The following is a 12,732-nucleotide window of genomic DNA, read 5'->3' on the forward strand; positions in this document are numbered from 1 at the left end:
GAAGAGGAAGAGGGCGACGAGGAAGAGGGCGACGAGGAAGAGGAAGAGGAAGAGGGCGACGAGGAAGAGGAAGACGAGGGCGACGAGGAAGACGAGGAAGAGGAAGAGGAAGACGAGGAAGACGAGGAAGACGAGGAAGACGAGGGCGACGAGGAAGACGAGGAAGACGAGGAAGAGGAAGAGGGCGACGAGGAAGAGGAAGAGGGCGACGAGGAAGAGGAAGAGGAAGAGGAAGAGGAAGAGGAAGAGGAAGAGGGCGACGAGGAAGAGGAAGAAGAGGAAGAGGGCGACGAGGAAGAGGAAGACGAGGAAGACGAGGAAGAGGAAGACGAGGAAGACGAGGAAGAGGGCGACGAGGAAGAGGGCGACGAGGAAGAGGGCGACGAGGAAGAGGAAGAGGACGCAGACGACGCCGACTGAGCGATCGCTGCAGGCGCACTTCCCCGACGCAAACGCGCTGCCAAGCGGACTTGCGGTCGCGACCCAAAGGTCGCAAGCTCGCGGATCCCCATGGCCAACTCCCGCGCACCCAAGTCCCGATCCCAGCAGCCGCGAGTCGATTCGGGCTCGAGCTCCGGTCGGCGGCGCGCAGGGTCGCGCGACGCCGGGCCCGACAAGTCACCCACCCGCGGTCCGAGCTCCCGCGGCCCCAAGAAGACGCGCGAGCAGCCGTTCACCCCCAACGAACGTGAGCTGCGGGAGGGCGTCCGGCTCCAAAAGTTCATCGCCAGCGCGGGGATCTGCTCGCGCCGAAAAGCCGAGGACTTGATCGCCTCGGGGGTCGTGCAGGTCAACGGTCAGCGCGTCAAAGAGCTCGGCTCGCGCGTGTTTCCGGGCCGCGATCGGGTGACCGTGCGCGGCGAGCCCGTCGTCGCCGAGGCCAAGGTCTACTACCTGCTCAACAAGCCCGATCAGATCGTCTGCGATGCGTCAGGCAGCGTCGACGAGCGGGGGCGGGCCACCGTGTTGTCGCTGATGCACGGCATCCCCGAGCGCCTGTATCCGGTCGGGCGCCTCGACTACCACTCGCGCGGGATCTTGCTGCTGACCAACGACGGCGAGCTCGCGGCGGCCCTCAGTCACCCCCGCCACGGGGTCGTGAAGACCTACCACGTGAAGTTTCAGGGCAAGCTCAGCCCTGACCAAGAGCAGCTCCTGCGCGACGGCGTCGAGCTCGACGATGGCGCGATCACGCGGCCGCTCGTCGAGCTGTTCGCGTTCCGCGAGACAGAGGCCAACGTCTGGTACCAGGTCGGGCTGGCCCAGGGGCTCAACCGGCAGCTGCGGCGCATGGGCGAGGCGATCGGCCGCCCCGTGCTCAAGCTGATCCGCGTCGCAATCGGCGACATCAACGCGGACGGCCTGCCCGAGGGCGAATTCCGCCCGCTCACAGCGACCGAGGTCGGCCGGCTGCTCGCCAGCGTCAAGCTCGATCCGCCCGCAGCCCCGCCCAAAGACTCGCGCAAGTCGCCCCGCAAGTCAGCTTCCGGCGGGGCGCCCGGCGCTGGGCAGCGATCCGCCCGCGGCCCGGGATCCGGCCAAAAATCGGGCCCAGCCAACAGGTCCGGCGCGCGCGGGGGCAGCTCGAGCAGGGGCGCCAACCCGGGCCGACGCGCCCAAAAGAAGTGAGCGCTGAATGGCTGGATGGCCGCGCAGCCTCGCCATGAACCCGCTCACGGCCCAATGCGCACGGATCGGCCCCCCCTCCGCGGTTCGGATCGCGCCGGCCGCAGGCAGCCGAACCTGCTCGGTTGCTCGCCAGCCCCAGACCCCTTGCCAGTCCAGGCGCTACCGGGTAGGTTGCCGCCCCCGTCGGCAGTAGCCGGTGGAGCCGCCGAAGGAAAATCGACAGATGGCCAAGCTCTCCCAAGTTCTCCGCGACAAAAAGCGCGAGAAGCTGATCGTAAAATACGCGGACAAGCGCGCCGAGCTGCGCGCCCAAATGAAGGACCCGGACCTCGACCCCGACGTCAAGGCCGAGGTCATGGCGAAGCTCGATAGCCTCCCGCGAAATTCTTGCCCCACGCGTCTGACCCGGCGCTGCTTCCTCACAGGTCGCAGCAAGGCCGTCTATCGCAAGTTTGGGCTCAGCCGCATCGCGCTGCGCGACCTCGCGCTCCGCGGTGATCTGCCAGGCGTGACCAAGTCGAGTTGGTGAGGAATCCGACCATGCGTAGCGGAATTCATCCCGAGTATCACAAGGTCATCTACCTCGACACGTCGACCAGCGACGAGTGGATCGGCTACTCCACGATCGCCAGCGACGAGCGCAAGCTGTTCGAAGGCGAGGAGCTGCCGGTCGTGCGTCTGGACATCTCGGCCAAGTCGCACCCGTTTTGGACCGGCCAGGCGCGCACCGTCGACGCCGAGGGTCGTATCGATCGCTTCAAGCGTCGCTACAGCCGCAAGAGCTGATCCACCGATCCACCCGCGACCGCACTCGCGCCCGATTCCCCCCTTCAGGGAGGAGTCGGGCGTCTGCTTTTGTGCCACAGTAGTTTGGATGCCGAAGTCAGCGACGGCCAAAGCCAAGTCCACTGCGTCTGCCGCCTCGCCCGCGCTCGTACGCAAGCCAGAAGCGCCGTTCATGACCGGACCGCAGGCAATCTCGCGGGACCTGGCGCAGCAAGTGCTCGAGCGCGCGCTGGCCCGCGGGGGCGACTTCGCCGATCTCTACTTCGAGTATCGGCGCTCGGCCTCGATCTCGATGGAGGACGGCCGGGTCCGCAGCGTCGGCGGCTCCGTCGACATGGGCGTGGGGATCCGCGTCGTCGAGGGGCAGGGAGTTGGCTACGCCTACGCCGAGACGCTGGATCCTGTGGCGATGCTCGAGGCGGCGCAGACCGCTAGCCAGATCGCCCGCGCAGGCGCCAAGACGCGGCCGATCAAGGTCCGCAAGCGTCGGACCGCGGACGTGTATTCGGTCGAGTCGGAGGTCGTCGACATCGAGGGCCGCGCACGCGTCGAGCTGCTGCGTCGGGCCGACAAGGCCGCCCGCGCCGCGAGCCCCAAGATCGTCCGCGTCGACGCCAGCTTGGTCGCCGTTCACAAAGAGATCTTGGTGGTCTCGAGCCACGGTGAGCAGATCGACATGGTCTACGACTTTCAGCCGATGTGCAGGATCTCGGTGTCCGCGGTCGCGCGCGAGGGCAAGCGCAGCGAGAGCGGCAGCAGCTCCGGCGGTGGCCGCATGGGCCCAGAGTACTTCGAGCTGGTCAGCCCCGAAGATCACGGCGTGGAAGCCAGCCGCGTGGCCCTGCTCAACCTCGACAGCCGCGAGGCCCCAGCCGGCACCTTCCCGATCGTGCTCGCGCCGGGCGACTCCGGCATCTTGCTGCACGAGGCCGTGGGCCACGGGCTCGAGGCCGACTTCAACCGCAAGCAGACCTCGAACTACTGCGGACGGGTTGGCCAGTCGGTCGCGTCGGAGCTGGTCACCGTCGTTGATGACCCGGCGATCGCCAGCTCGCGCGGCAGCATCAACGTCGACGACGAGGGCGTGCTGCCCAAGTCGCATCGGCTGATCGAAGCCGGCAAGCTGCGCGGCTACCTGCAAGATCGGATCAGCGCCGATTGGTTCAAGACCAAGCCAACGGGCAGCGGCCGGCGTCAGAGCTTTCGCCACGAGCCGATGCCGCGGATGACCAACACCTTCATGGAAGAGGGCCAGGACGCCCCAGAAGACATCATCAGGTCGGTCAAGCGGGGCGTCTACGCCAAAAAATTCTCTGGCGGCCAGGTCAACATCTCGAACGGCGACTTCGTGTTCTCGCTGACCGAGGGCTACCTGATCGAAGACGGCAAGCTGACCGCGCCGCTCAAGGGCGTCAACCTGATCGGCAACGGCCCCGAGGCGCTGGCGACGGTGAGCATGGTCGGCCACGACTTCGAGCTCTCCGATGGCATGTGGACCTGCGGCAAGGACGGCCAGAGCGTGCCGGTCGGCGTCGGCATGCCAACCGTCAAGCTCGACTCGCTCACCGTCGGCGGCTCCAGCGTCGGCTAGGCGTCGGCCCCCTCACTCACCCACTCAGCGAGGAACAGCAGCGTGAATTCAGCCAAGCAGCGCAGCGGCAAGCCAGGTCGCAAGATCACCGCGAAGAAGAAGGCCGCGAAGAAGAAAGTCGCGAAGAAGAAAGTCGCGAAGAAGGCCACGAAGAAGAAGTCGGCCAAGAAGACGGCCAAGAAGAAGTCGGCCAAGAAGACGGCCAAGCCGACGACCAAGAAGGCCAGCCGGACCAAGCGGATCGCCAAGACCCCGCCGGTCGCCGCGGCCCGCAAGGGTGCGGCCACGCGCGCCGCCAAGGCCAAGCCACCCGCGTCCACAGCCAAGCGGGCGCCGGCGGTGATCTCCAGCGTCGGTGACGCGCTGCCTCGCAGCTCGCGACGGCTGCTCGACGATCTCGAAGCGACCGCGCTGCGAGCCCTCGAGCACCTGCGTGGGCGCGGGGTCGAGCACGCCGAGGTCTCCGTCAGCCAGGGCGAGCAGCTCGAGACCGGGGTCCGACAAGGCGAGATCGAGCTGATCAAAGAGGCCAAGTCGAGCGGGCTCGGGGTCCGGGTCGTCCACAACGAGCGGGTGGCGACCTCGTCGACCACGGATCTGTCGCCCGACGCGCTCGAGCGGTTCTTGGACCGCGTGATCGAGATGGCCGAGCTGTCCGAGGCCGATCCGCTCGCGGTCCCGCCCGATCCCAAGCAACTCCTCGTTGGCGCCAAGGCCAAGTTCCCGGCCTTGGATCTGTGGGATCCCAAGATCGCCAAGATCAAGGCCGACCGGGCCCTACGCTTGGCGCTTGCGGGTGAGAAGGCCGCCTTCGCTGCCGATCGACGCATCACGTCTTCCGAGGGCGCGAGCTGCTCGCGCGGGGCCAGCCACGCCGTGCTGGCCAGCTCTGGCGGGTTCGTGGGTCGCAGCGCGGGGACCCACGCGAGCCTGGTCGTACACGTGGTCGCCGACGACGAAGGCGGCAAGAAGCGCAACGGGTTCGAGTGGACCGCGGGTCGACACTTCGAGATGTTGCTGAGCCCGGCGCAGGTCGGTCGCGAGGCCGCGTCCCGGGCGGTTCGCTCGCTCGGATCGATCAAGCTCGAGACCGGCGTGTACCCGGTCGTGTTCGAGCGCGAGGCGGCTCGTGCGATCGTGGGCTTGATCGCCTCGTGCGTCCTTGGCGACTCGATCTATCGCTCGCAGAGCTACCTCGCGGATCGCTTGGGGACCGCTGTCGCAAGTACCAAGGTGACGATCGTCGACGACCCGCTGCTGCCGCGCGCCCCAGGCTCGCGGATGTATGACGCAGAGGGCAGGGCGGTCCGTCGCAACACCGTGATCCGCAACGGCGAGCTGCGCAGCTTCTTGCTCGACACCTACAGCGCTCGCAAGCTCAAGCTGAAGCCAACGGGCTCGGCGGGCGGAGGCGGCGGGATCCCGCACGCGACAACCAGCAACTTCTACATGAAGCCGGGGCGCGCCAAGCCCGAGTCGCTGCTGCGCGGCATCGATCGCGGGCTGTTCGTGACGTCCATGATGGGCTTCGGCTTCGACCCGGTGACCGGCAACTTCAGCCGCGGGGCCTCTGGTTTCTTGATCGAGCACGGCGAGCTGACGGTCCCGGTCAGCGAGATCACGATCTCGCGCAACCTCGACGAGCTGCTTGGGGGCATCGACGCGGTCGCCAACGATCTCGAGCACCGCGCGTCGGTCTCGGCCCCGAGCTTCCGCGTCGATCACATGACCGTCAGCGGCCGGTGAGCCCTGGGTTCACTCAGAACACTCTCAGAACACTCAGAACCATTGCTCGACGAGCGGGCGCAGGCGCTCGACGAGCGCGTCGTGGTCGACGCCCGGACCACTCGCGAGCAGGCCAAGGTCGTTGCCGAGCACGGGCCCGGTGTAGACCAGCGGGTCGCCGCGCATGTCGGTCAGGCGGCCGCCCGCGGCGTGGAGGATCGCTTGCGGGGCGGCGCTGTCCCACAGCTTGGTGCCGACCGTTGGGTGGGCGTAGAAGTCCGCCACGCCGCGCGCGACCATGGAGATCTTCACCCCGGTGCTCGCGGTTCGCAGCGTCTGCGCAGGCGTGATGCCGAGCAGCTGCATCAGCGCATCGAGGCGCTCGCTGCGGTGGCTCTTGCTGGTCACCAGCCGCCACTGGCGTTCGCTGTGGCCGATCCCGTGTAGGGCCTCGACGCCGCCCTCGGTGTCGTGACGGCAAAACGCGTGGTGGCGGTCGAGGTAGTCGACCGCCCAGCTCAGGCGCTCGTGGCCGGGCTCGTGCACGATCCCCAGCGCGGGGGCGCCGTCGATCACGAGCCCAACGTGGATCGCCCAGCTCGCGTCGCCGCCGGCGAAGTCCTTGGTGCCGTCGACTGGATCAATCATCCACACCCGAGAGTGCTCTTGCCACCTCGAGGCGCCCGCGCTCTCTTCGGCCAGGATCGCGTCATCGGGAAACGCGGCGCGCAACGCTGTGACGATCGCCTTCTCGACCGCGAGATCGGCCCGCGTGACGGGGCCTTGATCGTTGGCCTTGTCGCTGGTCTGAAGCGTGTCTTCGCCACCCGCCTGGATCTCCAGCGCGATCGTTCCGCAGCGTCGGACCACGTCGATCGCGAGTTCGAGTTCGTGCTCGAGCAGGGTCATGGGCGGGAGTATGACGGCAGTTCTCGCGTCTGCGCCGGCCCGCCGCGTGAGCGAACCTTCGCCCCGTACGGGGCGCCGCTAGCAGGGTACTAGAGCTAGAACCCGGGCCCCACCCGCAGCTCGAGCGCCGCACGGATCGCGGGCAGCTCGTCTTCGTGTCCAGCGCGGGCCAGCGTCGAGGCCAGGCGCTTGGCCGTGTCCACATAGACGAACCACAGATCCGCCGACCACGGGTGCCCGCGCGGGTGCGTGAGACCGCTGAAGTCACCAGGGCGGATCCGCATGCGCGCGCTCGCGGCCAGGTGTCGCGCGAGGATCTGCTGGTGGGTCCACTGCGACTCGATGAAGCTCGAGTGCCAGGTAGGCGGTGGCACCCGCCACAGCATGCCCTCTGGCACCTTCGGCAGCTCTGCAGCCGGCCGCGAGAACACGTTGGCCAGGTAGATCGGCACCTGTCCAAGCTCGGGGTCCGACCAGATCTCGCCGATCAGCTGCAGCGGCTTGTCGACGTCGGGCAGACCCGGAACGCGGGCCCGCAGCCGCTCGCGATACCAAGCGTGGGTCAGGAGCGACGCGTCGATATAGAGCGTGTGCGAGCCAGCGCCAAGCACCTCTTGCACGTACAGGACCGGGAAGGTGCGGTGGTCTTCGGTGCCAATCACGATCGCGCGGATCGGCTCGGTCGAGGCGCTGGGGATCGCGGGCCCGTTCGGATCGGGGCTGGTGACCAAGTCGATCGCCGCGAGCTCGACGGCGCGCTCGCTGCTTGGGCGGCCGCGCTCGAGCACGCCACCAACCTGGGCGAACAGCATCACGGCTCCGATCGCCACGCCGCCCGCGGTCGGGAGCCATGGGCGGACTTGCGGCTTCTCGGCGATCTTGTCGGCGATCTTCTCGGCGACCCAGGCGATCCCCAAGCTCGCCGGGGTCGCCAGCAACAGCACGGTCAGCAGGTCGAAGCGCTCGAGGATCCACGCGCCAGCGGGGCTCGAGGGGTCGATGTTCTGGATGCTTGGAAACGCGACTGCGCTCAATATCGCGCTCGCGGCCGCACCCACGGCGATCGTTGGATGCAGCTGGTCTGCGTGGGCGCGCGTCCACAGCCCGGCGAGTGTCAGGATCACCAGGATCCCCAGCCCGCCGACCCAGGCAGAGCTCGTCAGCCCGGCTGACAGGACCTCGCCGACGCTGGCCAGAGATCGCGCGACCGAGTCGCCCGCTGCCACCTGCTCCTCGTGCAGGCTCAGGCTGAAGGTCCCGTAGTCGCCTCGCACGACGTGGTGCCAAAAGCCGGCGAGGGTCTCGACACGACCCCACCGCCAGCTGCCTCCGCGGCCGATCGCAAGGGTCGCATATGCCAGCAAGCCAACGAGGCTACCGGCGAGCCCCAGCCCCCCCGCTCGCAAGGTCGAGAGCCAGCCGCGGTCGCGGCCCCGGGGCCACGCGGCCCCAATTGCCAACGGGATCAACAGTACGCCGGTGAGATGGTGACTGACCGTCAGGCCCAGCATGATCCCCAATGGAAAAGGGCGTGGCCGGGACTGCGTACGAATCACCGTATGAACAAACAGCCCCGCAAAGAATAGCAATGGGCCCCACACTTCGCTGTCGTTGACGTGCAGCACCACGAGCGACGAGCTGGCGGCGAGCAGGACCACAAACGCCCCAATCCACGCCCGACCCAGCAACACGCAGCCGCGGTGGATCAACAGCCAGCCTGCAACGCCACACAACGCGGGCGGCAGCGCGGCGGCGGTAGCCGGCGGGAGACCGATCGCCCACAGGCCCCGCGCGAGCAGTCCAAGCACCCGCATCCACGGGTAGCCGGATGGGTGTGGGACGCCGCCATCGAGCATCACCGTGGCGAACTCGGCCGCGTCGCCGCCCTGAATCGCGGTCGGAACTGACCACAGTGCGAGTGCGACCAATAGCGGCGCGAGTATGACGACCGACCACTCGGGGCCCGCGTCGACATCCGCGTCGTCGTGATTGGGTGTACTGATCTGCTGCGCTTTGTCGCCACCCATGGTCGGATCGATGTTATCCTACGATGGTGTCGCGCCGATGTAATGCAGGTTTGAGGGAAGCGATCATTCAGACCAGCCTCGAGCTTGGCAGTCAGCTCGGTGAAGAGGGCTTGACGATGCGCGGAATCGCCTCACGTCTGGGTGTCAGCGCCACGGCGCTCTACCAACACTTCGAGAGCAAGGCGTCGATCCTCCGCGAAATTCGGGTCTACGGCATCGATCTCATGTACGACGCGATCAGCCCCGCGCTCGAAGACCAGGTCGGTCCGGTCGACAAAATGCGGCAGATCACGCGGCGCTACATCAACTTCGCCCGCGAGAATAAGTGGCTGTACTCGGTGTTGATGGAGCACGACCAGCTCGAGTGGGCCGAGCTCACGCCGGAAGACATCAGCCGATCGCTGCGACCGCTCAACGCCGTCCGCGAAGCCATGGCCCACGGCCGGCAAGCTGGGGTCTGGCGCGACGATCTCAACGACGAGCTCGCGGCGTTTCAGCTGTGGGCCAGCGTGCACGGGCTGTGCTCGCTGCTCAACAACGGCCGCTTCAACGAGAAGCACCCGGCGTTTCCGATCACCGACGAGCGCTCGCTGATCGATGTGTTCATCGAGGGAAGCGTCCGCGCGCTGGCGAAGTGAGCCTCCGTGCCGTGCATGACCCGTTTGTTCGCTTCCACATGTGTGGCCCCCTAGAAGGGCTCTGAACGCATTTCCCGTGTCCACAGGGAGACACGATGTGCGGAAGAATCTAGTGCCGCACACCCTGAGTTCGTTCCGGGTTAGGTGCGGCACTGAGGCCCAATGGCAGTGTCGCAGCTCCTAGCAGTACGCCCGGTACAGCGTCGTCGCCGCTCCTCGCCCTTTAGCTCTCATAGCGCGACCCTGCGCTGATCTTGCGTTGGGCACAAACTGCGCGCGAGTCGACTGACGCGCGGCTTGTCCGAAGCCGATCGTGCTCGTAGGTTGGCTACTCGGTCATGCCGCGCGGCCATCCGTGTCAGCGGTTGCGGCTGCGCGGGTCTGGGGGCGCTGGGTGATCCACCAACCCGGACGATCTCGACCGGCCGATGTCATGAGACGCCCATCGATCCGCTCGGCAGTGCTCGCGTCCACCTGCTTCGCCGCGCTCGCGCTGTGGCCCGGGGATCTGCTCGCGGCGCCGCCGGCCCCGACCGTGTCGTCGCCGCCCGCGACCAGGCCCGTCGTCGCCCCCAAGGCGAAGCGGGCCACCCGACAGCTCGCGGCGGGCGGCGCCTTGATCGGGCTTGGCTTCGCCCTCGAGCTCAGCGGTGCGATCATCTCGACCCGCTGCACGGTGGGCTCGTGGTGTGCGGCAGGCTTCGCCGCGTCGGCCGGGGAACCGAATGGGCCCAATCGCTACACCCTGATCTCGACGGGCACTTCGAGCACCTACGTCATGGGCCGCGTCGCCGCGGCGCCGCTGCTGATCGGGGGGTTCACGCTGACGATGGTCGGCGTCGCGTCGTCCAGGGTCCGCGCGTCGACGTGGTCGCACGCGACCAAGCGACGGTTGGCGTGGTCGCTGTTCGGGGCGGGGATCGGCGTGCTCGTCGGCTCGAGGGTGATGCGGGCCGCGTTCGTGAGCTCGGGTGTCTGTCAGGATCCGATGTGCGTCCACGGCTTCGATCAAACCAGCCTGTGGCTTGGCCGCGGGCTGACCTTCGCCGGGACCGGCATGCTGGTCCAGGGTGCGGCGAAGCGGACCGAGCTTGGGATCGGCGGCGGGCCTACGGCGGGGTTTGGGGTGTCGCTCGTCGGTCGGTTTTGATCCTGGAGCGCCGTGCACGAGCTGGGGGCCCGCCGCCGGGCGTACGCTGGCTTGGCGTAGGCGATGAGTCGCGCTCGAGTGGACGGGGCGCGGGTTGTTGGGGCTGCGGCACCTGACCGGCCCCATTGATCCGAGCGGGGCGATCGTGCTCCCGCGCGTGGTGTTCGAGCGCGTGCTCGATGACGCGGATCAGCCGATGCCGCCGCTCTCGTGCAGTACGCCCGGTACAGCGTCGTCGCCGCTCCTCGCCCTTGGGCCTCAGCTCCGCACCTAACCCGGAACGAACTCAGGGTGTGCGGCACACTAGCGGGTGAGCAGGCGGTCGAGCGCCAGCATCAGCTCGCCGGCCGCGGTCACGACGATCGCCGCGCCATCCATGCGAGAGGTCACCGCTTCGCGCAGCGTGACGTTGGCGAGGCGCAGATCCTCTGGCTCCGGCGCGTTGGGCTCGCCGCCTGGGTCGAGCAGCTCGAGCGCGAGGGGATCCAGCAACGACGCCCAGCTGGTCGCGGCGTCGAGGGTGCGGCAGCCGTCGGGCCACGCCGCCAGGCGAAACACCCGGCCTTCGCGGTCGAGGATGTTCTGCAGCCACGGGTTGCGAGCGGTGCACAGCAGGTCGAGCTCGGTGTCCGTCCAGCTGTCGGCCGCGATCACGTCGACCGCTCGACCGAGCCGGGGGTCGATCCGCGCGGGCCCACGCATGGAGTCTTCGGGGCTCGGGCCGCCGCCCGCGAGGGTGCTCAGATCTTCAACGGGCGCGCGCAGGCGCGTGAGTATCTCGCGGGCGCCCGGACGCGCGCGCGGGTCCTCGTCGATCAAGGCGGCGATCTCGTCGCGCTCGCCGGCCGGGATCTCGTCGAGGGCAGGGGAGAAGCGACCGGCCAACAGGGCGGCCCACAGCGAGCCGATCATGTAGACGTCGCCAGCTTGTGACGGCTCGGCGCCGCCGCGCTGCTCGGGCGGGGTCATTGACAGCAACTCCTCGAGCCCGCCTGTGCGCGTAGCGACCAGACCCGCGAGGTGATGGGCGCCGAAGGGCCCGAGCAGCGGACGCCCAAGCGCGTCGCAGACGATCTGACTTGGCAGCAGCGATCCGTGCACGAGCCCGGCGGCGTGCCCCGCCGCGAGGCCATCGAGCATGAAGGCGACCATGGACCGGGCCCGTGACGTGGCACCCTCGAGGCCGGGCGGACGGATCAAGCTGCGCAGCACCGGCCCCTCGCGGCGGGGCATCGCCAGCAGGCCAATGTCGGTGTCGAGCCGCAGCACGGGGCGGATCGCGGGGTGGCCCAAGGAGTTGGCGCGAAGCGCCGCGGCGGCGAAGCGCTCGAGCGCCTGGTGGACCGCGGGGCCCGGCCGCTCGATCTCACCGTACTCGGCGACCAACAGGTGGAGCTCGACCTCCTGCAGGCTGACCCGATCAACGCCGACGTAGGCGGCCCCGGCGTAGGCGGCCGGCAGCGTGGCGGTGACCCGATAGCGACCTTGCGGCGCGAGCTCGCTGGGGCTGCGCTCGGGCTCGTCATCGTCGGCCTCGGCGAGCACCAACTGGCCGGCGAGATCGTGACCCAGGCTCGACAGCGCCCGAGCCAGCAGGGTCCGAACTTGGCGACCCAGCTCGCCCTCGAGCGCGCCGAGCCGGCGGGCCCGCTGCGCGTGGCGGGCCGTGGCTTCGGCGTCGCCAAGATCCCAGCTCAGCGCGGCCGCCAACGCGTGCTCGCGCGCCGACGAGGCCGAGGCAGGGTTGCCCAGCTGCGGGTGGGCGTGCAGGGCGAAGTCGTGGTTGGCAAGGGAATCGAGCGGGCCAAGGGTCTCGAGCGCGCGCCTGGGCAGGCCAGCGTCGGCCAGGGTCTGCGCCGCCGCCAGCCGATCACCCGCGTTCATCAGCGCCGCCGCGCGCAGCTCGGGGCGGGCCTCGGCGAGCTCGAGCACCTGCGCGGCGTCCTCGTGGCGACCGCGTCGCTCGAGCTGCTTGGCGGCGTCGTGCAGCAGCTCTGGTTGATCGCGCGCGTCGGCGAGCACCTGAAACACCAACTGCCACACACCAGGGATCCCGGACTCGATCGCGGTCCGCAGCGCGTCGAGGACTCGACCGCCGCTGAGATAGTGCGAGGTCGCGCCCGCGAAGTCCCAGATCTGCTCGAGCACCCAGCCGGCCTGCGCGTGGCGGTTGGCGCGGGCGAGCTCGGCGGCCAGGCTCTCGTGCTCGCCCGCGTCGAGCCGCGCGCGGGCGGCCGCGTCGAGCGAGCGACCAAGATCTTCGGGACGCGCCATCAC

12 protein-coding genes are annotated in these 12,732 nt (G+C 68.7%); 9 read left to right on the forward strand and 3 right to left on the reverse strand.

The features are described 5' to 3' along the window. The 6 genes from DB30_RS17780 to DB30_RS17805 form a co-directional block, all read left to right on the forward strand. On the forward strand, positions 1-420 hold a 420-nt coding region (locus tag DB30_RS17780; protein WP_052550467.1), incomplete at its 5' end, for a hypothetical protein. A gap of 90 nt (positions 421-510) precedes the next feature. Next, positions 511-1,629, forward strand: a complete 1,119-nt coding sequence (locus DB30_RS17785; RefSeq protein ID WP_052550469.1) for a pseudouridine synthase — start codon at positions 511-513, stop codon at positions 1,627-1,629. Between the two features lie 223 nt (positions 1,630-1,852). Next, positions 1,853-2,158: a 30S ribosomal protein S14 gene (gene rpsN, locus DB30_RS17790; protein WP_052550471.1), complete on the forward strand. Its 306-nt coding sequence runs from the start codon at positions 1,853-1,855 to the stop codon at positions 2,156-2,158. 11 nt (positions 2,159-2,169) lie between these two features. After that, positions 2,170-2,415: a type B 50S ribosomal protein L31 gene (locus tag DB30_RS17795; protein ID WP_052550473.1), complete on the forward strand. Its 246-nt coding sequence runs from the start codon at positions 2,170-2,172 to the stop codon at positions 2,413-2,415. 88 nt (positions 2,416-2,503) lie between these two features. Then, positions 2,504-4,006, forward strand: coding sequence for a TldD/PmbA family protein (locus DB30_RS17800; RefSeq protein WP_240480260.1), 1,503 nt, complete (start codon positions 2,504-2,506; stop codon positions 4,004-4,006). Positions 4,007-4,048: 42 nt separating this feature from the next. Further along, the gene (locus DB30_RS17805) at positions 4,049-5,752 is read left to right on the forward strand and encodes a TldD/PmbA family protein (protein WP_240480261.1); all 1,704 of its coding nucleotides are present in this window, start codon (positions 4,049-4,051) and stop codon (positions 5,750-5,752) included. A gap of 33 nt (positions 5,753-5,785) precedes the next feature. Here the strand turns inward: DB30_RS17805 and DB30_RS17810 are convergent, their stop codons facing one another. Both DB30_RS17810 and DB30_RS17815 read right to left on the reverse strand, forming a co-directional pair. Next, on the reverse strand, positions 5,786-6,640 hold the full coding sequence (locus DB30_RS17810) for a 3'(2'),5'-bisphosphate nucleotidase CysQ family protein (protein WP_052550479.1): 855 nt from the start codon (positions 6,638-6,640) through the stop codon (positions 5,786-5,788). 95 nt (positions 6,641-6,735) lie between these two features. Further along, positions 6,736-8,667 carry a DUF2723 domain-containing protein gene (locus DB30_RS17815; protein WP_052550481.1) on the reverse strand — a complete coding sequence of 644 codons (1,932 nt, stop codon included), beginning with the start codon at positions 8,665-8,667 and terminating at the stop codon, positions 6,736-6,738. Between the two features lie 50 nt (positions 8,668-8,717). Between DB30_RS17815 and DB30_RS17820 the strand changes: the two genes are divergently transcribed. From DB30_RS17820 to DB30_RS17830, 3 genes are all read left to right on the forward strand, one after another. After that, on the forward strand, positions 8,718-9,305 hold the full coding sequence (locus DB30_RS17820; protein ID WP_052550483.1) for a TetR/AcrR family transcriptional regulator: 588 nt from the start codon (positions 8,718-8,720) through the stop codon (positions 9,303-9,305). Positions 9,306-9,738: 433 nt separating this feature from the next. Further along, positions 9,739-10,455 carry a hypothetical protein gene (locus DB30_RS17825; protein WP_146659409.1) on the forward strand — a complete coding sequence of 239 codons (717 nt, stop codon included), beginning with the start codon at positions 9,739-9,741 and terminating at the stop codon, positions 10,453-10,455. 94 nt (positions 10,456-10,549) lie between these two features. After that, positions 10,550-10,729, forward strand: a complete 180-nt coding sequence (locus tag DB30_RS17830) for a hypothetical protein (RefSeq protein WP_052550487.1) — start codon at positions 10,550-10,552, stop codon at positions 10,727-10,729. A gap of 29 nt (positions 10,730-10,758) precedes the next feature. Here the strand turns inward: DB30_RS17830 and DB30_RS17835 are convergent, their stop codons facing one another. Continuing rightward, positions 10,759-12,729 carry a protein kinase family protein gene (locus DB30_RS17835; RefSeq protein WP_052550488.1) on the reverse strand — a complete coding sequence of 657 codons (1,971 nt, stop codon included), beginning with the start codon at positions 12,727-12,729 and terminating at the stop codon, positions 10,759-10,761. Between the last annotated feature and the right edge of the window lie 3 nt (positions 12,730-12,732).

The organism is Enhygromyxa salina, assembly GCF_000737335.2.
Taxonomy (GTDB): domain Bacteria; phylum Myxococcota_A; class Polyangia; order Nannocystales; family Nannocystaceae; genus Plesiocystis; species Plesiocystis salina_C.

Excerpts from the sequence above, each read along its gene's own strand:
- DB30_RS17785 (WP_052550469.1), top strand. The coding sequence starts at position 511 with ATGGCCAACTCCCGCGCACCCAAGTCCCGATCCCAGCAGCCGCGAGTC.
- rpsN (WP_052550471.1), top strand. The coding sequence starts at position 1,853 with ATGGCCAAGCTCTCCCAAGTTCTCCGCGACAAAAAGCGCGAGAAGCTG.
- DB30_RS17795 (WP_052550473.1), top strand. The coding sequence starts at position 2,170 with ATGCGTAGCGGAATTCATCCCGAGTATCACAAGGTCATCTACCTCGAC.
- DB30_RS17800 (WP_240480260.1), top strand. The coding sequence starts at position 2,504 with ATGCCGAAGTCAGCGACGGCCAAAGCCAAGTCCACTGCGTCTGCCGCC.
- DB30_RS17810 (WP_052550479.1), bottom strand. The coding sequence starts at position 6,640 with ATGACCCTGCTCGAGCACGAACTCGAACTCGCGATCGACGTGGTCCGA.
- DB30_RS17815 (WP_052550481.1), bottom strand. The coding sequence starts at position 8,667 with ATGGGTGGCGACAAAGCGCAGCAGATCAGTACACCCAATCACGACGAC.
- DB30_RS17825 (WP_146659409.1), top strand. The coding sequence starts at position 9,739 with ATGAGACGCCCATCGATCCGCTCGGCAGTGCTCGCGTCCACCTGCTTC.
- DB30_RS17835 (WP_052550488.1), bottom strand. The coding sequence starts at position 12,729 with ATGGCGCGTCCCGAAGATCTTGGTCGCTCGCTCGACGCGGCCGCCCGC.